Raw genomic sequence first — 20,401 nt, forward strand, 5'->3', positions numbered from 1 at the left:
CTTACTCGTCTAGTCCTGGCACCAACTCCGAAGGAGCTGACCGGCCTCCGCCTGGCCCCACCCCTCGTGAGCTGGGGTGATCCGGCCCGTCCTGGTGCCCGCCCACCGTTCGCCGAGCCGCCCCGCCGGATCGGCCGGGGCGGCTCGGTGGGGGCGGAGCGTCAGGTGAGCAGGGTCGCCAGGGCGAGGGCGGGCTCGGGGTGGGTGGTGAGCAGGGTGGCGGCGGCGGTCACGGACGGGTCCGCGCCTCCCGACGGCCCGGCGCCTCCCGACGGCCCGGGGGCTCCCGACGGGTCGGTGGCTTCTGAGGCGGGGGAGCCGGGCGGCTGCCAGTCGCCCGCGCAGCCGAGCAGGGCCGCCACCGCGTCGCACGTCGCTCGGTGAGCGAACAGCAGCTCCGGCACCGGACCGGCGGCCGCACGCCGAGCCCCGGCTCCGGGAGCATCGGCTCCGGCGCCCCCGGTGCCCGCAGCGCCGGCGCTCCCAGCCCCGGGGCCCCCGGCCGCGACAGCCCCCGCGGTCCGGTCACCGGTCGAGCGGGAGGTCCAGGGCGGCGTGAAGGAGTCGACGGCGGCCAGCGTCGCGGGGAAGGTGCGGCCCGCCTCGCGGACCAGCGCGGGCATCAGCTCGCCCGCCTCGTCCTTCAGCGTCGTGATCAGCCGCGGCAGCCACGGCAGCAGCACCGCGTCCGGCAGCCGCCCGAACGCCTTGGAGATCACCTCCACCACGAACCCCGACAGCGCCGGCACCGGCTCCATGGCCTGCACGAACCCCATGATGTACTGCGGGAACGCCGGCACCACCAGCGGGTTGCCGAGCAGGTCGTCGCACCGCTGCCGCAGGTCGGCCACGGTCATCAGGCCGAGCTGGGTCCGCGCCGCCCACAGCAGCGCCACCTTGGCCGGCGCCTCCGGATGCGACTGCCGCACCGCCAGCTCGAGCTGCGCCCGGTCGCAGCCCAGCGCCAGCGCCAGGCTCTCCATCGAGAACAGGAACCCGAGCATCGCCCCGACCTGCCGCACGCCCGTGTCGTCGTCGTCGAACGCGGTCGGCAGCAGCGTGCAGTAGTGCGCGTACCCGGCGGTCGCGAACTCCTCGCACCAGGCCGGCAGCGCCGGCTCGCCGGCCCGGTAGTAGGCCAGCAGCCGCCGGATGCGGCGCAGCACCTCGGGCGCGTCGTCCACGCTCCGCTCGCCGGCCAGCAGCTCCACCGCGCGGGCGCCCAGCTCGTCGGCGAAGCGCCGGCTGCCGAGGTAGAGCACCGCGTCCTCGACCGCCGCCAGCGCCACCGCCGCCGTCGCCTTCGGGTCCCAGACCTGGCGCCGCAGCCGCTGCTCCAGCACCTGCTCGACGGTCACGCCCTCGTAGCCGAGCTCGATCAGCGCGCGCTGGTGCTTGCCGAACGCCAGGTCCCAGCTCTCCTGGATGGCCCGCTCCCCGAGCCGCCGCTCGCCCATGATGGGCCGCACCGCGTCGGGCGGCAGCAGGTAGCGCAGCATCCACAGCAGGTCGGAGCAGGGGCCGAGGGCCGGGTCGGCGCGCAGGTCCAGCAGGGCCCGCTGGATCGTGCGCTTGTCCAGGTCGAGGCCGAGCGGGGCGAGCCGGTCGTGGACGTTCCTGGCCAGCGGGGGCAGCGCGTCGTAGCCGACCTCGCCGACGCGGTCGCCGCCGAGCAGGATCTCGCACAGCCGCCGCACGTCCCTGCGGCCGGGGACGGCGTCCTTCTCGATGCAGGTGACGGCCGCGTCCTGGAAGTCGTACGGGGTGGGCCGGGCCCGGCCGCGCAGGCCGGCCAGCAGGATCGAGGTCTCGAACACCGCGATCGCGTCGGCCGTGCTGGCGAGGTAGCCGTTGCGGCGGGCCAGCCGGACGATGTCCACGCACCAGCCGAGCAGTTCGTCCTCGTCGAGCGCGTCGAGCGCGGGCGGCACGGACAGGAAGCCGGTGAGCTCATCGGCGATCGACTCACCGGCCTGCGGAGGGGCGGGCTTGGGGGTGGCGGGCTTCCGGGTGGCGGGGCCGCGTCCGGCGCCCTTCTGGCCGGTGAGCCGGAACGGGGTCAGCCGGTCGCGCCTGACCGCCTTCGCCCAGGTGGCCGCCGCGATCGACACCGACCCCGAGGCCAGCCCGAACTGCGCCTCGATGGCCGAGTGGCTGGACGGGATCAGCCCGTACAGCCAGGTCGTGCCGGTGCGCGGGCTGATCTCGAACGGCGCCGCCGAGCGCACCCCGAACTGCTCGACCCGGCTCGCCGCGTGGAAGGCGCCGCACACGTACAGGCAGTCGGCGGGGTCGGCGCCGGTGGCGGCCAGGTGCTCGCGCATCCGGGTCCACATGTGGCGCTCGCGGTCCTCGTCGACGGCGAGGCGGGCCGGGTCGCGGCTCAGGCGCCGGAACAGGCTGCCGATCAGCACCATCACCTGCCGGTAGGTGGCGTAGCCGGCGCCGGACAGCGGCTGCTCGACGTACTGGTCCCACCACTCCGACCAGTGGCGCACCTTGCCGTGGTGCAGCAGGTGCTCCTCCAGCTCGGCGAAGCGGGGCCGCAGGTCGCCGATCTCGACGCCCACCGCGTCGCCGTGCAGCCCGGCCTCCTCGCCGTGCTCCCGCTGCCGCTCCTCCTCCCGCGCCCACTGGAAGACGTGGTCGGTCGAGCGGTCGACCAGCACCAGCTCGACGCCGGGCGTCTCCAGCGCGTACGCGATCGCCTGGTACTCGGCTGACGCCTCGGTGACCGGCGCGACCACGCTGAGCGGCGCCCACTCCTTGGGGAAGCCGTCGAGGTCGGTCGCGAACGCCTGCACCGCGACCGGCAGCCGGCAGTTGCGCAGCTCGGTGAGCAGCGGCTGGAGGTCTTCGCACAGCTCCAGGTAGATGACCTTCGGCTGCTTCTCGCGCAGCCTGCGCACCATCGCCAGCGCCGAGGCGGGGGAGTGGTGGCAGACCGGGAAGATCTCCAGCTCCTCGCGCAGCGCCCGGTCCACGTCGTCGACCATGCCGGTGAGGACGCCGGACACGGCGTCGCCGCCGAAGTCGCGCGCCGCCCGCGCGAGCTGCTCCCGCAGCGGGTCGAACGTGCCGCCGATCATGGAAGGGCCGCTCATGGAGGAGCCGCTCATGACAGGGTCGCGATGGCCTCGCGGCCGCCGTCGAGGAACTCCTGCCACGGCCCGCCGTCCTTCTTGCCGCGCGGCTCGACGACGCCGTGCCAGTACTTGTTGAGTATCGCCAGGTCCTCAGGGCTGCGCCGGGCCAGCGAGCCGACCAGCGAGCCGGCGAGCGTCTGCGCCCGCAGCACCCGGTCGCCGAAGAAGTGGCTGTGCAGGATCGCGTCCTCCAGCACGCCGATCTGCTCGGCCGTGGACAGCGCCGACTCCAGCCGCTCGTCGTCGCTGGTCGCCGAGGCCGCCGCCGAGCGCAGGTCGGCGAAGCTCTGCAGCAGGATGTCCAGCAGCGTCGGCGGCAGGTCCAGCTCGATCCGGTGCCGCCGCAGCAGCTCCTCGGTACGGAAGCGGACGATCTCCGCCTCGCTCTTCTTGTTCGTCACGACCGGGATGCGCACGAAGTTGAAGCGGCGCTTCAGCGCGGACGACAGGTCGTTGACGCCCCGGTCGCGGCTGTTGGCGGTGGCGATGACGGAGAAGCCGGGCTGCGCGAAGACGATGTTGTCGTCGTCCAGCTCGGGGATGGAGACGTACTTCTCCGACAGGATCGAGATCAGCGCGTCCTGGACGTCGCTGGTGGAGCGGGTCAGCTCCTCGAAGCGGCCGATCACGCCCCGCTCCATCGCCGTCATGATCGGCGAGGGGATCATGGACGCGCGCGACTGGCCCTTGGCGATCACCATGGACACGTTCCACGAGTACTTGATGTGGTCCTCGGTGGTGCCGGCGGTGCCCTGCACCACGAGCGTGGAGTTGCGGCAGATGGCCGCCGCCAGCAGCTCGGCCAGCCAGCTCTTGCCGGTGCCCGGGTCGCCGATCAGCAGCAGGCCCCGGTCGGAGGCGAGGGTCACGATGCTCCGCTCCACGAAGCTCCGGTCGCCGAACCACTTCTGCGAGATCTCCCGGTCGAGCCCGTCGGCGCGCTCGGAGCCGAGCACGAACAGCCGGACCATGCGGGGGCTGAGCCGCCACGAGAACGGCTTCGGGCCGTCGTCGACCGACTCCAGGTAGTCGAGCTCGTCGGCGTACTTGACCTCTGCGGGGGCGCGCAGCATGTCACTCATCAGCGGGTCTCCTAGGTGAGGAAGTTCTTGAGCTCGAGGACGAGCTTGCGGATGTGGCCGGACAGGACGGGGGTGCCCAGGTCCTTGAGCTTCTGGCGGTACCAGGGGTCGACGCTCTGGTGGCCGGAGCTGTTGACCGAGCCGACGGGGATGAACTTCACCCCCGAGCGGTGGATCGCCTCGAAGTCGGTGATCAGCGACCGGTTGTCGTAGAAGTCGGAGATCCACACCATCACGGTGTTGCGCGGGTCGGCGATCTTGGGCCGGGCCAGCGCCATCGCGACCGTGCCGTCGGTGCCGCCGCCGAGCGTGGTGCGCAGCAGCACCTCGAACGGGTCGGCCACCCACGGGGTCAGGTCGAGCGCCCTGGTGTCGTAGGCGACGAGGTGCACGTCGACCTTGGGCAGCCCGGCGAAGATGGACGCCAGGATCGTGCAGTTGACCATCGCGTCCACCATCGAGCCGGACTGGTCGACGACCACGATCAGCCGGGCCGGCGTGGTGCGGCGCGCGGTGTGCTTGTAGAACAGCCGGTCCACGTAGAGCCGCTGGTCCTCCGGGCTCCAGTTGGTGAGGTTCTTCCAGATCGTCCGGTCGAGGTCGAGGTTGCGGAACACCCGCTTCGGCGGCACCGACCGGTCGATGACGCCTGCGCTGGTCTTCTCGACCTGGGTGCGCAGCACCTCGGCCACCTCGTCGACGAACCTGCGGATGAGCGCCTTGGCGTTGGCCAGCGCCACGCCCGACAGGTTGTGCTTGTCGCGCAGCAGCTGCTCGATGAGCGACATGCTGGGTGTGAGCTGCCGCGCCAGGCGGGAGTCGGCCAGCACCTCGCGCAGGTGCATGCGCTTGACCAGGTCGCCCTCGATGCCGGCGAGGACGGCGGCCACCTCGTCGTCGCCGGGGGAGTGGCCCCGGCCGCCGGCCTCGGTGCCCCTGCCCTTGCCGAGCCAGCCGGCGTCCCGCTTCCAGCGTTCGAGCTGCTCGGCGGTGACGTTGCCGCTGCCGGTGCAGAAGACGTTGAGCAGCAGCTTGGAGACCAGCGCGGCGCGCCGGACCTCGCCGCCCGCCTCGTGCTCGCGCTCGGTCATGAGGTCGCGCAGCTCGTCGCCGAGCGCGGGGAAGCGCTGGACCAGCGTGTCGACGGACACGCCCGGGTCGAGCAGCGCGGGCGGCAGGCCGAGGTCCTCGACGACGGCCAGGCCGGCTCTCTCCAGGGCGGGCTGCTCGTCGGCGCCGAACAGCCGCGACATCAGCCGCCAGTAGAGCACCTGACGGCGGGTCTCGTCGGCTTGCGTGTCGTGGGTCGGTCGCTGGGTCATTTGCGCAGCAACCGTCCCGCTCGCTCGCGGAGCACGGCGACGGGGTCGCCGGCCCTGGCCTCGGCCTTGACCACCTTGGGGTCGGCCGGGCCGAGCGCCCAGTCGCCGGTGTGCGCGGTGACGGGCTTCTTCTGCACCGTGGCCTGGACGGCGAGCGGCTGCAGCAGCCACCGGCCGCCGTCCCAGCGCAGCAGGCCGAGGCAGGTGGAGGAGGCCGCCACCAGCTCGGGCGTCAGCGGGGTGCAGGACGGCAGCCGGTCGAGGTCGAGCGCGAGCCGGTTGCCGCCGAGCTCCAGCGTCTCGCCGTCGACCCGGTAGTGCTCCACGAGCACCGGCTCGGCGATGCGCACCGGGTGGCGGTCGAGCGGCGGGACGGGCGGCGCCTGCGCCGCGCCGAGCAGCACGCGGGCGGTGGTGAACGGGTCGGCCGCCTCGCCCGCCCGCGCGAGGTCGTCGTGCCACACCAGGTCGCCGCCCGGCAGCAGCGGCATGCCGGCGAGGTCGAGGGCGTGGTGACCGGCGAGCGCGCCGAGCAGCACCGGATGGCCGGCCAGCAGCCGCCACACGGCCGGGCCGGTGATGGTGTCGACCTTCGCGGCGGCGACCCCGGCCCGGACCAGCCGCGCCGGGCCGCCCCCGGCGGGCTCCAGGACGCCGTGCACCTGGACGCGGACCACCGTGGCGTGCTCGTGCACGTCGGCGCCGAGGACCAGCAGCCGGCCCGACACCGGCTCCGGCGTGCCGTGCCAGGGGCCGGACCTGGCCAGGAGCAGGCCGCGCGCCCACAGGTCGGCCCAGCGGCGGGCGGGCAGCAGGTCCATCGCGCTCACCGGGCAGGAGGCGCGCAGCTCGGCCGCCAGGCCGTCGAGCAGCACCGCCAGGCCGCGCAGCGCGGGCACGCCGAGCAGCGCCTCGACCGTGCGGTCGGACGGGGTGACGACGTCGTGGTCGACGCCGCGCCACCCGGTGATGGCCAGCTCCGCAGCCAGGCGCGGGCGCCCGCCAGCAGGTTGTCCGGCTGGTCGCCCGCGGGCACGGCGGGCGCGTCCCAGGGGCGCGGGCCCGGCGAGCGCGGCGTCGAGCCGGGCCAGCAGGGCGTCGTGCGCCGCGCCGGTGAGCGCGGCCCGCCACGCCGGCCAGCGCGGCCAGGTGCTCGTCGCCGACGGAGCCCGCGACCACCTCTCCACGGCCTCGCCGGCGCGGTCGCCGAGCGGGCTGCCGGCCAGCGCGCCCGCCAGCGCGGCCAGCGCCGCCGCCGGCTCCTCGCCGACGCGGGCGAACCCGAGCGCGAGCGCCTGGTCGAACCCGGCCACCAGGCCGAGCGCCTCGGCCACGCCGGCCGGCCCGGCGGCCGTCAGCTCCCCGAGCTGTACGTCAAGCATCAGCCCTCACCTCGCCGGTCGGCTCGTCGCGGGTCGCGGCGGTCATGCCCCTCATCGGCGCACCGCCCCCGTCGCCGGGAACCAGTGCAGCTCGGCCAGCGGCTCGGTGCTGTCGGGCACCTCCAGGTAGGCCAGGTGACGCAGGAAGCGGCTGAACACGACCGCCGCCGGCGTGCGCTCGACCGGCCCGTTCAGCTGCAGCCCGGTCTCCGGGGACGCCTCCACCCGCAGGTAGCGGGCCACCCGGTCGAGGCCGTACTGGAGGATCGCCTCGTCGGCCAGCATACGTACGTGCTTGCAGGCGTAGCCGTGCAGCGCCCCGCAGGGGCGGTTGTTGTTGGTGCTGCAGCTCATCGCCAGGCTGCCGGCGGTGATCGAGGAGACGTAGACCCGCTCGATGTCGGACCCGCTCGACACCACTCCCTGGAGCCGGCCGTCGGCCAGCTCGACGAACGGCACCTTGGCCAGTTTGCGTGGCTCGACGGGCGCGACCACCCGTACCACGCTGCGTTGCTCCCACGCGGTCCTGTCCGCGTCCACGGCTTCGCGACCTCCGCCCTGCCGGTCGCGGGGCAGGCGGGGGTGCCCGCTCCCGCGCGAACGGCTTGATCAACTGATCCAGGAACCTACTGGAGGGCACCGACAGTTCGAGAGTGAAATGATCAAAGGCGGATTGTCGATAATATTGTCCAACCAGTTGCACGCGACGGCGGGAGGATTCCGTTGGGGGAGACGCTGACCGACCGCGTCCGGGCGGTCATACTCGGCGGGGACTTCGTGCCCAACCAGCGCCTCATCGAGGCCGACGTGTGCGAGCAGTTCGGGGCGAGCCGGGCGGCCGTGCGCGAGACGTTCAAGGAGCTGGCGTCCGAGGGCCTGGTCGAGATCATGCGCAACAAGGGCGCCAGGGTCCGGGTCATCTCCAAGGCCGAGGCCGTGGAGATCACCGAGGTCCGGATGGTGCTGGAGGGGCTGGCGGCGTACAAGGCGGCCGAGCGGGTGACGCAGGAGCAGGCCGACGAGCTGCGGCAGGTGGTCGCGGACATGCGCGAGGCCGTGGCGGGCAACGACCTCGACCGCTACTCCGAGCTGAACGTCGCCCTGCACGCCAAGGTCCGGGAGATCGCCGGGCACCGCACCGCGGCGTCGATCATCGAACGGCTGGGGGCGCAGGTGGTGCGGCACAAGTTCCGGCTGGCCCGGCAGCCGGGGCGGGCGGCCGTGTCGCTGCCGCAGCACGAGCTGATCGTCGCCGCCATCGCCGCGCGCGACCCCGAGGCGGCGCAGACGGCGATGCAGCAACACCTGCGCAGCGTCGTCAAGGCCCTGGAGTCGAGCGCGGACTGAGAGCCCGCCCCGCCCCGCCTCGCGCCCGCCGGCGGGCCCGCCCCGCGCCCCGCCCGTCCCCGCGCCCGTCCCCGCGCCCGTCCTCGCGGCCGTTCTCGCGGCCGTCAGCGCGGCCCGGGCGGGCGCGGGACGCCGGTCTCGGTGGCGCGGTGCAGCGCGGCGGCGGTGGCGGCGGTCATGTCGCTGGGCACGCCCAGCTCCTCCAGCATGCGGGTGGCGGCGCGCATCTCGTGCACGCGGCGGACGCCGTGCTGCCCGGCCCCCTCCAGCAGGCGGGTCAGGAAACGCTCGTCGGCGTCCGTCACCGTCTCCACCAGGTGCGCCCAGAACCACTCGCCCAGCCCGGCCGCCTCGGCGGCGCGCCGCGCCTCGACGGCCAGCGCGCTGAGGCCCTTGACCAGGACGCTGCGCAGCAGCTTGCGGGCGGCCGCGTCGCCGGGCGCGCCGCCGATCGGGGTCACGTCCATGCCGAGGGCGCCCGCGAACGCGGCGAAGCGCTCGGCGCCCGGGCCGCTCGCCAGGATCGGCGTGGCGAGGCCGCGCAGCGGGACGGGCGCCATGATGGCCCCGTCCACGGCGACCGCGCCGGCCGACCCGGCCAGCTCGGCGATCGCGCGCTTGTCGCCGGGGGCGGCCGTGGACAGGTCGGCGTAGAGGGCGCCCGGCTTCAGGTGGGGTCGCGACTCGGCGCAGGCGGCCAGGCTGTCGGCCCCGGTGGTCACGGCGATGACGACGTCCGCCCCGCGCACGGCGTCGGCATTGCCCGCGACGAGCGGCGACGCCGGTGGGTGCGCCGGGTCGTAGGCGCGCAGCCGCACCCGCCCCCCGAGCCCGCCGGCGAGCACGCGGCCGACCTCCCCGTACCCGAGCAGCGCCACCCGAAGCCCGTCCATGAGCACCTCTCCCCAACATCGTTGACAATATTGTCGATGTTCCGTCACCCACACCCTATCGAAACCCCGTTTAGTGGTCGATTGGCGACGAAAGTGTTGACAATCCTCCGGGGCCGCTCATAGCGTCGGGGCGTGAACTCGGGAAACACTCCGCACACCCTTCTGGTGATCAGTGCCCACGCGGGCGACTTCGTCTGGCGCGCGGCCGGCGCGATCGCGCTGACCGCCCACCGCGGCGGGCGGGCCAAGGTGGTCTGCCTCAGCTACGGCGAGCGCGGCGAGTCCGCCAAGGCGTGGCGCGCCGGCCACACCCTCGACGAGATCAAGGCCATCCGCCGGGAGGAGGCCGAGCACGCCGCCGCCGCGCTGGGCGCCGAGATCGAGTTCCTCGACGCGGGCGACTACCCGCTGGTGGAGACGCCGGAGCTGGTGGACCGGCTGGTGCGGGTCTACCGCGACTGCGAGCCCGGCGTGGTGCTCACCCACCCCCTCGCCGACCCGTACAACGGCGATCACCCCGCCGCGGCCCGCATGGCGCTCCAGGCCCGCGTGCTGGCCCAGGCCGCCGGCTACGACGCCCCCGGCGAGCCGCTGGGCGCGCCCCCGGTGTTCTTCTTCGAGCCGCACCAGCCCGAGCAGTGCGACTTCAAGCCCGACGTGCTGCTCGACATCACCCCCGTCTTCGAGGCCAAGCGCAAGGCCATGGAGTGCCTGCCGGCCCAGCAGCACATGTGGGACTACTACACCGACCTCGCCGTCCGCCGCGGCGTGCAGCTCAAGCGCAACGCCGGACCCAACCTCGGGCTGCCCCACGACACCCGCGCCGAGGCGTTCATGCGCCTGTACCCGCAGGTGACGGACACCCTGGGATGAGGCCCGCGCGCATGAGGAACGTCGTCGTCACCGACATCACCCGCGCGGACGTCGCCCGCATCGACGTCCTGGCCCGCTACGGCGTCGCCACCGTCCACGAGGCCGTCGGCCGCACCGGCTACCTCGGCCCGCGCCTCCGCCCCGCCTGGCCCGGCGCCCGCGTCGGCGGCAACGCCGTCACCGCGCTCTGCTGGCCCGGCGACAACCTGATGATCCACGTCGCCGTCGAGCAGTGCCGCGAGGGCGACGTGCTGGTCGTCGCCACGACGTCGCCGTGCGCCGACGGCATGTTCGGCGAGCTGTTCGCCACCGCGCTGCGGCACCGCGGCGTGCGCGGCGTGGTGATCGACGCCGGCGTCCGGGACGTCGCCGAGCTGCGGGCCATGGGCTTCCCCGCCTGGAGCGCGGCGGTCAGCGCGCAGGGCACCGTCAAGGCCACCCCGGGCGCGGTCAACGTGCCGGTCGCCGTCGGCGGCCAGGTCGTCCGGCCCGGCGACGTGATCCTCGCCGACGACGACGGCGTGCTCGTCGTCCCCCGGCAGGACCTGGAGTGCGCCGTGAGCGCCGCCGAGGCGCGGGCCGTCAAGGAGGCCGCGACGCGGGCGGCGTTCGAGAAGGGCGAGCTGGGCCTCGACCGGTACGGGCTGCGCGAGCGGCTGCCGGAGCTCGGCCTCGTCTACCTCACCCAAGCCGAGTACGAAGGCGCCGGGCCCGACGGGGACGGACGTGACTGACGTGACTGACGTGACTGACGGCGGCGCTGACGGCGGCCGCCACGACGGCGGCGTGCGCTGCATGCTGATGCGCGGCGGCACGTCCAAGGGCGCCTACTTCCTGGCCGCCGACCTGCCCGCCGACCCCGGCGAGCGCGACGAGCTGCTGCTGCGGATCCTCGGCAGCCCCGACCCCCGCCAGATCGACGGCATCGGCGGCGCCCACCCGCTGACCAGCAAGGTCGCCGTCGTGTCGCGCTCGGCCGACCCCGCGGCCGACCTCGACTACACCTTCCTCCAGGTGGCCGTGGACGAGCCCGCCGTGACCAGGACGCAGAACTGCGGCAACCTGCTCGCCGGCGTCGGCCCGTTCGCCGTCGAGCGCGGCCTCGTCCCGGCCGGGGGCGAGCACACCGAGACCCGCATCCGCCTGGTCAACACCGGCGGCGTCGCCACCGCCCGCTTCCCGACGCCGGGCGGCCGGGTCGACTACCGCGGCGGCACCGCCGTCTCCGGCGTGCCGGGGACGGCCGCCGCCGTCGTCCTCGGCTTCGAGGACACCGCAGGCTCCGCCACCGGCAGCCTGCTGCCCACCGGCAACCAGGTGGACGTCATCGACGGCATCGAGGTCACCTGCGTCGACAACGGCATGCCGGTCGTCGTGGCGGCCGCCCGCGACCTCGGCATCACCGGCTACGAGCCGTACGAGGAGCTGGCCGCCGACGCCGCGCTCGCCGAGCGGGTGCAGGAGCTGCGCCTGCGGGCCGGGAAGCTGATGGGGCTCGGCGACGTCGCGGGCGCGTCCGTCCCGAAGACGACGCTGGTCGCGCCGCCCAGGGACGGCGGCGCGCTGTGCACCCGCACGTTCATCCCGGTCCGGCCGCACACCTCGATCGGCGTGCTGGGCGCGGTGAGCGTCGTGACGGCGGCGCTGCTGCCGGACGGCGTGGCCCGCCGCCACGCCCGCCTGCCGGACGGGCCGCGCGTGGACGTCGAGCACCCCGCCGGCCACCTCCAGGTCGAGGTGGAGCTCGACCTGACCACCGACCCGCCCACCGCGGTGCGCGCCGCGAACGTGCGCACCGCCCGCAAGCTCTTCGACGGGACGGTCTTCCCCCGCCCGCGACCGGACGAAGGACCGACGACCTGATGAACGCCCTGCTGCACGACGTCGCCCACCTCGGCTACGCCGAACTGCTCACCCCCCAGCCCGAGCGCAGCCTGTGGTTCTTCACCGAGATCCTCGGCATGACCCGCGCCGGCGCCGACGGCGACTCGGTCTACCTGCGCACCTACGACGACTACGAGCACCACAGCCTCAAGCTGACCGCCCACCGCACCTCCGGCCTGCGCGCGACCGGCCTCCGCGCGGCGAGCCAGGAGGCGCTGGAGCGCCGGGTGCTCGCCGTCAAGGACGCCGGGCTCGGCATCGGCTGGCGCGACGGCGACGCCGGGCGCGGCCCCACGTACGCCTTCCGCGACCCCGACGGGCACGAGATGCACCTGTACTGGGAGTCGGAGTGGTACGAGGCGCCCGAGGAGCTACGGTCGGCGCTGAAGAACCAGCCGCAGGCGTTCCCCCGGCACGGGGTGGGCGTGCGCCGCCTCGACCACGTCAACTACCTGGCCGCCGAGGCCGCCGCCAACGGCGCCTTCGTCCGCGACGCGCTCGGCGCCCGCGTCACCGAGCAGATCATGCTGGACAGCGGCCGCGTCTCGGCCCAGTGGCTGCACTTCGCGAACAAGTCGTACGACCTGGTCTACACCGACGACTGGTCCGGCTCGTCCGGGCGGCTGCACCACCTCGCGTTCGCCACCAACGGCCGCGAGGACATCCTGCGCGCCGCCGACATCGCCCTCGAGAACGGCGTCTTCATCGAGACCGGCCCGCACAAGCACGCCATCCAGCAGACGTTCTTCCTCTACCTGTACGAGCCCGGCGGCAACCGGATCGAGCTGTGCAACCCCCTCACCCGGCTCATCCTGGCCCCCGACTGGCGAACGGTGACCTGGACCGAGGCCGAGCGCGCCAAGGGCCAGGCGTGGGGGCTGAAGACCATCGAGTCCTTCCACACGCACGGCACCCCGCCGCTGGAGTGACCTGACCGAGCGGCCGGCCTCAGCCCACGAACCGGGCCACCGCCGGGACCCGCCGCAGCACCAGCCGGTCCAGCAGCAGCACCGCCACCATGGTCGCGCCCGCCAGCGGGAACACCAGCCCCAGCACCGCCATGATCGCGATCACCCCGTACGCCGTGCGCCGGTCCGCCGGCCGGGCGGGCGCCCCGGCGCGGCCGCGCGGCCGGCGCTTCCACCACATCCACCCGCCGGTGACCACGAGCGTGATCAGCGACAGGCAGGCGGCGAGCATGACGGCCAGGTTGGCGGGGCCGTACCTGCGGCCCTCGTGCAGCGCGATGCCCTGCTCGACGAGCTTGGCCATCGTGCCGTACTCGGCCCAGCCGTACGACGTCAGCACCTTGCCCGAGTACTGGTCCACGTGGAGCGTGCGGGCGGCCGACGGGTCGCGGCGCGGCTCGGCCACGACCGTGTAGACGCCGGTCGGGCCGTCCGGCAGGAGCACCTTGACCTCGCACTCGCCGCACGAGGCGACGGCGGGCCGGGCGGCGGCGAGCGCGGCCTCCACGGGCAGCGCGCCGGCCTGCGCCGCCCCGCCGTGGCCGGCGTGCCCGGCATGCCCGCCGGACTCGGGGACGGGCAGCCGCTCGGCCGCCCACGGCACCTTGGCGTCGGGGTTCGCGGACAGGTCGCCGGACAGCGGCGGAGTGGAGGTGTGCGGGAAATCGGCGGCGTTCGGCGCGGTCGAGCCGGTGCGCTCCTGGAGGCGTTGCAGCCCGTCGCCCCACACGCCCGACCAGGGCAGGCCGGACACGACCAGGAAGACCACGACCGCGCCCGACCCGACGCCCACCCGGACGTGCAGGCGGCGCAGCCGGCCGCGGGGCGACCTGGAGGCCCGCGCCCGGGTCCGGCGGCCGGTCCACCACAGGTACGTGCCCGACGCCACGAGGATCAGCGCCCAGCAGGCCGCGATCTCCACGACGCGGTCGCCGGCGACGCCGGACATCAGCTCGCCGTGGATCGTGCGGACCATCCGCATGAACGTGGCCGCGTCGTCGATCTGGCCGACCACCCGGGCCGTGCCCGGGTCCACGTACACGGAGACGCCCTGCGCGAACGGGCCGGTGTCCGCGCCCTGGAGGATGACGCGGGTGGTGCGGTCAGGGGAGGAGGGCGGGACGACGGACATGACCGCCGCCCCGGGGCGGGCGTCGCGGGCGGCGGCGATCTGCTCCGACAGCGGGCGCGGCGCGGCGACCGGCTGGGCGAGGGTGCGGACGTCCTGGTAGCGCCACTCCTCGAACGGCTCCTTGAACAGGTAGACGGCGCCGGTCACGGCGAGCACGAGCAGGACGGGGGCGACGAACAGGCCGGCGTAGAAGTGCCAGCGCCACACGGCGCGGTAACGCTGCGAAGAGGAGGCGGGGGCGGGAGTGGTGGGGGAAGGGGCTGGGCGTGCCTCGACCGAGGTCATGAAGGGCTCCGTTCGTTACGGAGGAAAGGCAGGGGAGCACGCCCGCACCCGCGGGGCGCGGGCAGGGCGGCGGGGTGGCCCGCGGAGTGCGGGCGCGGCGGGATGGCCCGCGGAGTGCGGGCACGGCGGGTTGGCCGCGCGGCGGGTTGGCCGTGGGGCGCGGCGGCCGTGGGGCGCGGCGGTCGCGGGGTGGGCCTGCGTCAGCCTGCCGGGGCGGGCGGGCCACGCCGGCACAGCGCGCCCGCGAGGGCCTGGGGCGCCCGCACCCGGCCGCGTCCCACGCGGCCGGTCCCGGCGCGCACGGCTCGGGCGGCGGGACGAGGGCGGGCAGGCCGCGCCACAACCGGTGCAGCGAGCAGCACAGCAGCGCCAGGAGGGCGGCGAGCGCCGTCTCCCCCCGGTCCAGCCACCAGGCGGACACCACGGCGACGACGGCGTGCGCGGCCGGCATGCCGAGCTGCGTCCACAGCCCGCCGCCCCCGGCGAGGTGGCCGGGGTGCTCGTGGTGGGCGAGGGACGGGGCGGCGTCCAGGCCGAACAGGCGATGCATGCCGTACTGGGCGGCGAAGGCGGCCACGACCAGCGTCCCCAGGGAGCGCCGGCGGCGGGCCAGCACGTAGGCCCCGGCCGCGGTCAGGGCGGTGGCGGCGGCGAGGACCGGCAGGCGGACGCCTGAGCCGCCGGCCAGCGTGTGCATCCCGAGCGCGGCGTACACGCAGACGACCGCGAACACCGCCGAGCGGGGGCCGCGCAGGCCGGACCGGCCGGCCTGCGCGCCGTCCCTGCTGTCGGTGCCGCCGAGGCGTCCTTCCTGATCGGGTTTCATGCGCGACCACCGCTCACACCGACAGATACGGGGGCGTGTCACGAAAAGTTCAGACATCTACCTCGGACGGCTCAGAGCTGATCCGGCGCCCCTCCGCTGTACACCAGGCGCGGCGGCCGGCCGCCGAACAACCGGCTGACGGTGACGAACGCGTACCCCTGCCTGGACAGCGCCTTCAGCACCCGCGGAACGGCCCGCACGGTCGTCGGGTGGATGTCGTGGAACAGGATGACGCTGCCGGGCCGCGCCGACCTGATCGCCACCCGGGCGACGCGGGCGCTGTCGCGGTGCAGCCAGTCCAGGGTGTCGACGCTCCACAGCACCAGCGGGCGCTTGACCTGGGCGCGGACGGTGGCGTCGAAGGCCCCGTACGGCGGCCGGACGAGCGCCGGCGTGAGGCCCGCCGCGTCCCTGATCGCCTGGTCGTCGCGCGCCACCTGGGCGCGCACCCGGGCGGCCGACAGCTTCGTCAGGTCGGGGTGCGACCAGGTGTGGTTGCCGATCTCGTGGCCGGCGGCGACGGCCCGGCGCAGGACGGAGGGGTAGGCGGCGACGTTCTGGCCGACGACGAAGAACGTGGCGCGGGCGTCGTAGGCGGCGAGGTGGCGGAGCAGCGTGTCGGTGTACGGCCCTGGGCCGTCGTCGAAGGTGAGGGCCACGCACTTGACGCGGCGGCAGTCCACCGCCCGGCCCCGGGCCGTCGCGGCGCGGTCCCGCGCGGGGCCGGCCTGCGCGGCGCGGTCCTGTCCGGTGCCGGCCTGCGCGGTCGTAGCGGACGCGGGAACGTTCCTGGTCGTGGCCGCGTCGGCGCGGGCCGGGCCGGCGGCGTCGCGCGTGGCCGCCTGGACCGTTCCCGCCGGCGGCGGACGGTGGGAGACCGTCGCGAGCGCCGCGGCGGTCAGGACGACCGAGGCCGCCACCCGCGCCGATCCCCGTCTGGCACCAGTGCTCATGTGATCCCCCCAAACCGCGCCGCCCCCGGCGCGGCTCCCGGTCGTCCCGCCTGCCGGGACCGCCCCCATACGATTCGACACCTGCCGGTCACGCCTGGTTCGCCACGAACGGTTCTCCGGATGACACACTTTTGTCCTCATGAGGCCAGCAGCGGACGGGCTGACATACGATGCAGTCCGGTCTGCCGCGGGGAACCGCGACCAGGCTGACCGCGATCGCCCAGCGCCGGCGCCGACCGGCTCGACGCGCTGCTCAGCCTGCGCGCCCGCGGCGGACCTCACCGCCCGTCCCCGCCCGGGCGCGCGGCCGTTCGGCACGCACGGCGCGGACGCTTGATCCGGCGATCCGGGGCCCGGGATCATGCGGGGAATGGACTACTACCTGATCTCCACCTCGGCACATGACCGGTCCCCGGCGGGAGTCCTGGTGGAGGAGTTCGTCCTCTGCGAGGACTTCACCGCGGCCGGCATCGACAGCGCCGAGTGGGGATCGGAGACGGGGGAGTGGCTGGCCGCGCCGGAGGTGAGCCGCCTCATCCGCTCCGACGGCGCCCTCCGCTCCCGGGTCACGCCGGTGAGCCGGTCCGAGGCCCGCGACGCCTACGCCGGCCTCGGCGGGGGCGAGCTGCCCGAGGAGGAGGAGCTGCGCGGGCACTTCCGCCGCCGCCAGCCGCTGCCCGCCGCGGCCCCGCTCCGGCTCGGCTCGGGCGCGGCCCAGGCCCGCCGCTACCGCATCCTGTTCGCGGGGGAGCTGGGCGCGGACGGGCTGGCCGGGGCGCAGGCGGCGCTGCGGCTGGAGCCCACGGGCGACCCGCGCGTGGTCGGCAAGGCGTCCGGCAGCGCGGGCGGGCACGGCTTCACGTGGGAGCTGCGCCGCATCGGGGCGGGGATCGCCTGGTGCGTGGACGTCACCGTGCGGGTCGGCACCGGCTCCCTCGGCACGCTGGGCGCGCTGCTGCACCACCACCGGCAGGCGGTCCGCGAGCAGGGGCTGATCCCGGTCACGATCGAGCGCTTCGCCTGACCGGCCCCCGGGCGCTCAGGGGACGGGGACGGCGGGCAGGGTCACCGGCCCGGCCTGCGGGTTCAGCACGTCCGCCGGCGACCGTCCGGCCGGGAGGACCACGTCCATCGCCTTCGGGACGGTGGCCGGGTCGGCCGCGCACAGCGGCGCCGTCCCGCCCTCGGCGCACACCCCGAACAGGTACGGCTGCGGCGTCGGCGCGAAGCCCCGCGCCTGGTCGGCGGCGAACCCGTCCTGGCCGGTCAGCGCCACGGCGAAGCGCCAGCCGGGCCCCGGCGTGCCGAAGGCGTCCCGGGGTAAGGCGATCGTGATCGTCCTGGTCGTCCCCGAGGCCCGCACCGCCGCGCCGGCCGGGGCCGCGCCCGCCGCCGTCACCCACACGGGCGCGGCGAAGCCCTGGGCCTCCACCCGCTGCGTCCAGGCGTCGGCGAGCCGGTAGTTGCGCTGCGGGAACGCCGCCTCGGCGGAGCGCTCGGCCACGGCCGGGTCCTGGACGTAGACGTCGAGGAGCTGCGCGCCCATCTGGCTGCCGAACGTCGGCGTCAGGTCCCGCAGCTCGGCCCGCAGGTAGACGGTGGTGTCGTCGGTGATCACCTGGAAGCGGCGCAGGTCGAAGGCCCCGTCGTGGAAGTCGGCGGCCGTCGGGTAGGCGTAGGTGCCGGGCCCGTGGTCGTCGCCGTCGGGGTCGGCCACGTCGAGCACGGTCGTCGCGCCGGTGATGTCGCCGGTGACGGAGCGGCGCGCGTGGCCGGTGCGCCCGCCCGGAGCGGTGGCCGTCACCGTGAGCGCGACCTCGCCGAACGACACCGGCGCCGCGACCGAGAACGTCCCGTCCGCGCCCGCCCGCCCTGACACCACCTGGGCGGGCGCGCCGGTGTCCACGGGCGCGGCGGCGACGTCCACCCGCGCGCCCGGCGTCGTGCTGCCCTCGACCGCGACCGACGTGCCGCGACCGCGCTCCGTCGGCCGGGGCGGTGACGGCGAGCGGGGCGGCCGCGGGCGCGCCGCCCGGTCCGCGTAGCGCTGCCGCACCACGGCGGGCTGCTCGACCGGCCGGGTGCCGCCGAGCGACAGGATCAGCCGCAGCGCCTGGGCCTGCGCCCAGGTGAGCGGCGAGGCCGAGCCGGCCGGGCCGCCGTCGCGGAAGCCGATCGAGGCGGTCGCCGGGTCGCTCCCGTACGGCGAGGCGGGCAGGTCCGGGTTCTCCCACGCCTGCTCGGGCACCAGCCCGGTGCCGGACGCCATGCCGCGCATCGCCCGCAGCAGCGCCGCAGCCGTGCCCTGGTCGCCGCGCTGGAGCGCCTGCTCGGCCCGCTCGCCGGCGAGGACCGGCCACAGGTGCCCCGAGCCGGTGTCACCCGTGGGCCACGGGCGGCCGGACGGCGCGCAGGAGGTCGGGTCGGGCTCGTGGCAGTCGCCGTAGCCGTCCTCGGTGCCCGGGGTGTCGCCGCCGTAGCGGTACCAGCCGGGGCCGCTCGCCGTGTCGCGCCGGATCACCCGGTCCAGCACGGGCAGGCTGGCCAGCACGTCCGGGTCGCCGGCCGGCAGGACGCCGAGCCTGGTCAGCTCCAGGAAGCCGGCGTCCACCACGCGCCGCTGGTCCTCCGTCGGGCCGCCGTTGCCCAGGTTGTACGACACCGCCGCGTCCGGGTCGCCGGTCCGCGACAGCCGCAGGAAGTAGCGGGGCGCGTACGGGCCGGTCGTGGTGACCGTCCAGCCCTTGACCGAGCGCGCGAAGTGGTCGGCCGTGGCCCGGTAGAGCCGGGCGCGGGCCGCGTCGCCCTGCCGCTCGGCGATCTCCCCGGCCGCCGTCAGCCCGGCGATCTCGGCCGCGATCGTGGACGGCGAGTGGCCCGACTGCTCCTCCCACCGCTCCACGCCGAACGCGGGGCCGCGCGCCGTCAGGAAGTCGGCCGCGGCGCGCACGTCGTCCCACAGCCCGGCGTCGCCGGCCAGCCCCGCCTGGTACGCCATGAGGATCGGGTAGGCCGTCTCGTCGAGCTGGTCGCCGCCCGAGTCGGGCGCGAGCCGGCCGTTGAGCAGCGAGTTGCGCGGCAGCCGCCCGTCCGGCAACTGCTGGCGCTCCAGCAGGAAGCGGACCGTGGACCGGGCCGTCGCGAGGTCGCCGGCGGCGAGGAAGCCGGTGAACGCCTCGTACAGGTCACGGGCGAACACCTCGCGGTAGGAGCCGAAGTAGCGGGCCTTGCCGCCCACCGGCTCGCCGGCCGGCACCGCCTGCCCCCACGGGCTCGCCAGCGACGCCGCGACCGCACCGGGGAACGTCTTGTCCTCGCTCGCCTTCAGCACGTTCGCCGACAGCCGGTACAGGTCGGCGTGCGCCGCCGGCGGGCGGCGCAGCCCGGCGTCGTAGGCCGCCCAGCCGGCCTCGTACCTGGCCAGGGTCGCCGCGAACGGCCGGCTCGCGGCCTCGCCCGCCACCCGCAGCGCGGCGGCCCGGTCGCGGCCGAAGCCGAGCGCGAACGTCGCCTCGCCGCCCGGGTCCAGCGGCAGCCGCGCGGTGGCGACCACGTTGCCGTCCGGGGCCGCGGTGTACGGGGTGAGCGCGCGGGCCGCGTCGAGCTGGGCGGCGCCGTCGCCGGGCGTGCCCGCGTAGCCGACGCTCGCCTCCGGCAGCCGCCGCCCGGCCCGCAGCGCCAGGTGGGTGGGGACGGCGTAGTCGCGGGCGGTCGCGTCGGTCACGGTGTTGTCGTCGGAGAGCACCGGCGCGCCGGTGGCGGCGTCCACGACCGCGTCGTCAGCGCCGCCGTTGGCGGGCCCCCCGCCGCCGTTGCCGTTCACGCCGGCGTCGAGGCGCACGTACAGGCGCAGCCCGGGCGGCTGGAGCCGGGTGCGGACCACGACGGCGTCGCGGTCGGGGTCGGTGACGTAGGTGGTGGTCAGCCGGTAGCGGCCGGACCTGCTGGCGGAGGTGACCGTGCAGGTCATGCCGGAGCGGCCGGTGGCCACCTCGTAGGTGGTGTCGCGCGCCTGCAGCTCGGTGAACGTGCGGCCGTCGGTCACGATGAACTGCATCGTCTCGACGTTCGTATTGTCAATCGTGGGCTCGTACACGTCCGACAGGACGCCCCCCGCGACCGTGTACCAGACCTTCGAGGTCCGGGTCGCGGACGTGCCCACGCAGTCCTTGCGGGCCAGGCCGAAGTGCGACATCGCCCCCGGCCCGGCCGGCGCGGGCGCCGCCGCCCGCGCGGTCACGGCGGGCGTGGCGGCCAGGGCGGCGGCGCACATCACGGCAAGGGCGGACCGTCGAATCGCGGACATGG

General features: G+C 75.3%; 16 protein-coding genes. 7 read left to right on the forward strand and 9 right to left on the reverse strand.

The window, feature by feature from the left end; all coding sequences use genetic code 11:
- Window positions 1–161 precede the first annotated feature (161 nt).
- The 5 genes from MF672_RS40890 to MF672_RS40910 are packed head-to-tail and all read right to left on the reverse strand — an operon-like array spanning window position 162 to window position 7,472.
- Window positions 162–3,119, reverse strand: a complete 2,958-nt coding sequence (locus MF672_RS40890) for a DUF5682 family protein (protein ID WP_407654798.1) — start codon at window positions 3,117–3,119, stop codon at window positions 162–164.
- Window positions 3,116–4,231 carry an ATP-binding protein gene (locus MF672_RS40895; protein ID WP_242383474.1) on the reverse strand — a complete coding sequence of 372 codons (1,116 nt, stop codon included), beginning with the start codon at window positions 4,229–4,231 and terminating at the stop codon, window positions 3,116–3,118. Before MF672_RS40895 ends, MF672_RS40890 begins: the two co-directional genes overlap by 4 nt.
- Before the next feature lie 8 nt (window positions 4,232–4,239).
- Window positions 4,240–5,550, reverse strand: a complete 1,311-nt coding sequence (locus tag MF672_RS40900) for a VWA domain-containing protein (RefSeq protein WP_242383469.1) — start codon at window positions 5,548–5,550, stop codon at window positions 4,240–4,242.
- On the reverse strand, window positions 5,547–6,932 hold the full coding sequence (locus tag MF672_RS40905) for a hypothetical protein (protein ID WP_247815672.1): 1,386 nt from the start codon (window positions 6,930–6,932) through the stop codon (window positions 5,547–5,549). Before MF672_RS40905 ends, MF672_RS40900 begins: the two co-directional genes overlap by 4 nt.
- A 51-nt stretch (window positions 6,933–6,983) precedes the next feature.
- Entirely contained in the window at window positions 6,984–7,472 is a 489-nt protein-coding gene (locus tag MF672_RS40910) for a hypothetical protein (RefSeq protein ID WP_242384174.1), read from the reverse strand.
- Between the two features lie 183 nt (window positions 7,473–7,655).
- On the opposite strand from MF672_RS40910, the gene MF672_RS40915 reads away from it, so the two are divergent.
- Window positions 7,656–8,279 (forward strand): GntR family transcriptional regulator, encoded by a 624-nt coding sequence (locus MF672_RS40915; RefSeq protein ID WP_242384173.1) that lies wholly within the window; start codon window positions 7,656–7,658, stop codon window positions 8,277–8,279.
- A gap of 104 nt (window positions 8,280–8,383) precedes the next feature.
- Here the strand turns inward: MF672_RS40915 and MF672_RS40920 are convergent, their stop codons facing one another.
- Complete coding sequence (locus MF672_RS40920) at window positions 8,384–9,172, reverse strand: NAD(P)-dependent oxidoreductase (protein ID WP_242383828.1); 789 nt, start codon at window positions 9,170–9,172, stop codon at window positions 8,384–8,386.
- A gap of 165 nt (window positions 9,173–9,337) precedes the next feature.
- Here MF672_RS40920 and MF672_RS40925 point away from each other — a divergent pair, with 165 nt between their 5' ends.
- The 4 genes from MF672_RS40925 to MF672_RS40940 are packed head-to-tail and all read left to right on the forward strand — an operon-like array spanning window position 9,338 to window position 12,858.
- Window positions 9,338–10,045: a PIG-L deacetylase family protein gene (locus MF672_RS40925; protein WP_247815673.1), complete on the forward strand. Its 708-nt coding sequence runs from the start codon at window positions 9,338–9,340 to the stop codon at window positions 10,043–10,045.
- An 11-nt stretch (window positions 10,046–10,056) separates the two neighbouring features.
- Window positions 10,057–10,779, forward strand: coding sequence for a 4-carboxy-4-hydroxy-2-oxoadipate aldolase/oxaloacetate decarboxylase (locus tag MF672_RS40930; RefSeq protein WP_242383826.1), 723 nt, complete (start codon window positions 10,057–10,059; stop codon window positions 10,777–10,779).
- Window position 10,780: 1 nt separating this feature from the next.
- Window positions 10,781–11,908, forward strand: a complete 1,128-nt coding sequence (locus MF672_RS40935; RefSeq protein WP_242383825.1) for a 4-oxalomesaconate tautomerase — start codon at window positions 10,781–10,783, stop codon at window positions 11,906–11,908.
- Complete coding sequence (locus MF672_RS40940) at window positions 11,908–12,858, forward strand: catechol 2,3-dioxygenase (RefSeq protein WP_242383824.1); 951 nt, start codon at window positions 11,908–11,910, stop codon at window positions 12,856–12,858. Before MF672_RS40935 ends, MF672_RS40940 begins: the two co-directional genes overlap by 1 nt.
- Before the next feature lie 19 nt (window positions 12,859–12,877).
- Here the strand turns inward: MF672_RS40940 and MF672_RS40945 are convergent, their stop codons facing one another.
- Window positions 12,878–14,314 (reverse strand): PepSY-associated TM helix domain-containing protein, encoded by a 1,437-nt coding sequence (locus tag MF672_RS40945; RefSeq protein WP_242383823.1) that lies wholly within the window; start codon window positions 14,312–14,314, stop codon window positions 12,878–12,880.
- 346 nt (window positions 14,315–14,660) lie between these two features.
- Here MF672_RS40945 and MF672_RS40950 point away from each other — a divergent pair, with 346 nt between their 5' ends.
- Window positions 14,661–14,990 (forward strand): hypothetical protein, encoded by a 330-nt coding sequence (locus tag MF672_RS40950; protein WP_247815674.1) that lies wholly within the window; start codon window positions 14,661–14,663, stop codon window positions 14,988–14,990.
- 221 nt (window positions 14,991–15,211) lie between these two features.
- Here MF672_RS40950 and MF672_RS40955 read toward each other — a convergent pair whose 3' ends face one another.
- Window positions 15,212–16,093 (reverse strand): polysaccharide deacetylase family protein, encoded by an 882-nt coding sequence (locus tag MF672_RS40955; RefSeq protein WP_242384032.1) that lies wholly within the window; start codon window positions 16,091–16,093, stop codon window positions 15,212–15,214.
- Window positions 16,094–16,463: 370 nt separating this feature from the next.
- Here MF672_RS40955 and MF672_RS40960 point away from each other — a divergent pair, with 370 nt between their 5' ends.
- Entirely contained in the window at window positions 16,464–17,117 is a 654-nt protein-coding gene (locus MF672_RS40960) for a hypothetical protein (RefSeq protein WP_242384031.1), read from the forward strand.
- Between the two features lie 15 nt (window positions 17,118–17,132).
- Here the strand turns inward: MF672_RS40960 and MF672_RS40965 are convergent, their stop codons facing one another.
- On the reverse strand, window positions 17,133–20,399 hold the full coding sequence (locus MF672_RS40965; protein WP_247815675.1) for a glucodextranase DOMON-like domain-containing protein: 3,267 nt from the start codon (window positions 20,397–20,399) through the stop codon (window positions 17,133–17,135).
- Between the last annotated feature and the right edge of the window lie 2 nt (window positions 20,400–20,401).

This window comes from Actinomadura luzonensis, from assembly GCF_022664455.2.
GTDB classification, from domain to species: Bacteria; Actinomycetota; Actinomycetes; order Streptosporangiales; family Streptosporangiaceae; genus Nonomuraea; species Nonomuraea luzonensis.

Coding starts and splice junctions, on each gene's coding strand:
- MF672_RS40890 (WP_407654798.1), bottom strand. CDS start 3,119: ATGAGCGGCTCCTCCATGAGCGGCCCTTCCATGATCGGCGGCACGTTC.
- MF672_RS40900 (WP_242383469.1), bottom strand. CDS start 5,550: ATGACCCAGCGACCGACCCACGACACGCAAGCCGACGAGACCCGCCGT.
- MF672_RS40905 (WP_247815672.1), bottom strand. CDS start 6,932: ATGCTTGACGTACAGCTCGGGGAGCTGACGGCCGCCGGGCCGGCCGGC.
- MF672_RS40920 (WP_242383828.1), bottom strand. CDS start 9,172: ATGGACGGGCTTCGGGTGGCGCTGCTCGGGTACGGGGAGGTCGGCCGC.
- MF672_RS40930 (WP_242383826.1), top strand. CDS start 10,057: ATGAGGAACGTCGTCGTCACCGACATCACCCGCGCGGACGTCGCCCGC.
- MF672_RS40940 (WP_242383824.1), top strand. CDS start 11,908: ATGAACGCCCTGCTGCACGACGTCGCCCACCTCGGCTACGCCGAACTG.
- MF672_RS40945 (WP_242383823.1), bottom strand. CDS start 14,314: ATGACCTCGGTCGAGGCACGCCCAGCCCCTTCCCCCACCACTCCCGCC.
- MF672_RS40955 (WP_242384032.1), bottom strand. CDS start 16,093: ATGAGCACTGGTGCCAGACGGGGATCGGCGCGGGTGGCGGCCTCGGTC.
- MF672_RS40960 (WP_242384031.1), top strand. CDS start 16,464: ATGGACTACTACCTGATCTCCACCTCGGCACATGACCGGTCCCCGGCG.
- MF672_RS40965 (WP_247815675.1), bottom strand. CDS start 20,399: ATGTCCGCGATTCGACGGTCCGCCCTTGCCGTGATGTGCGCCGCCGCC.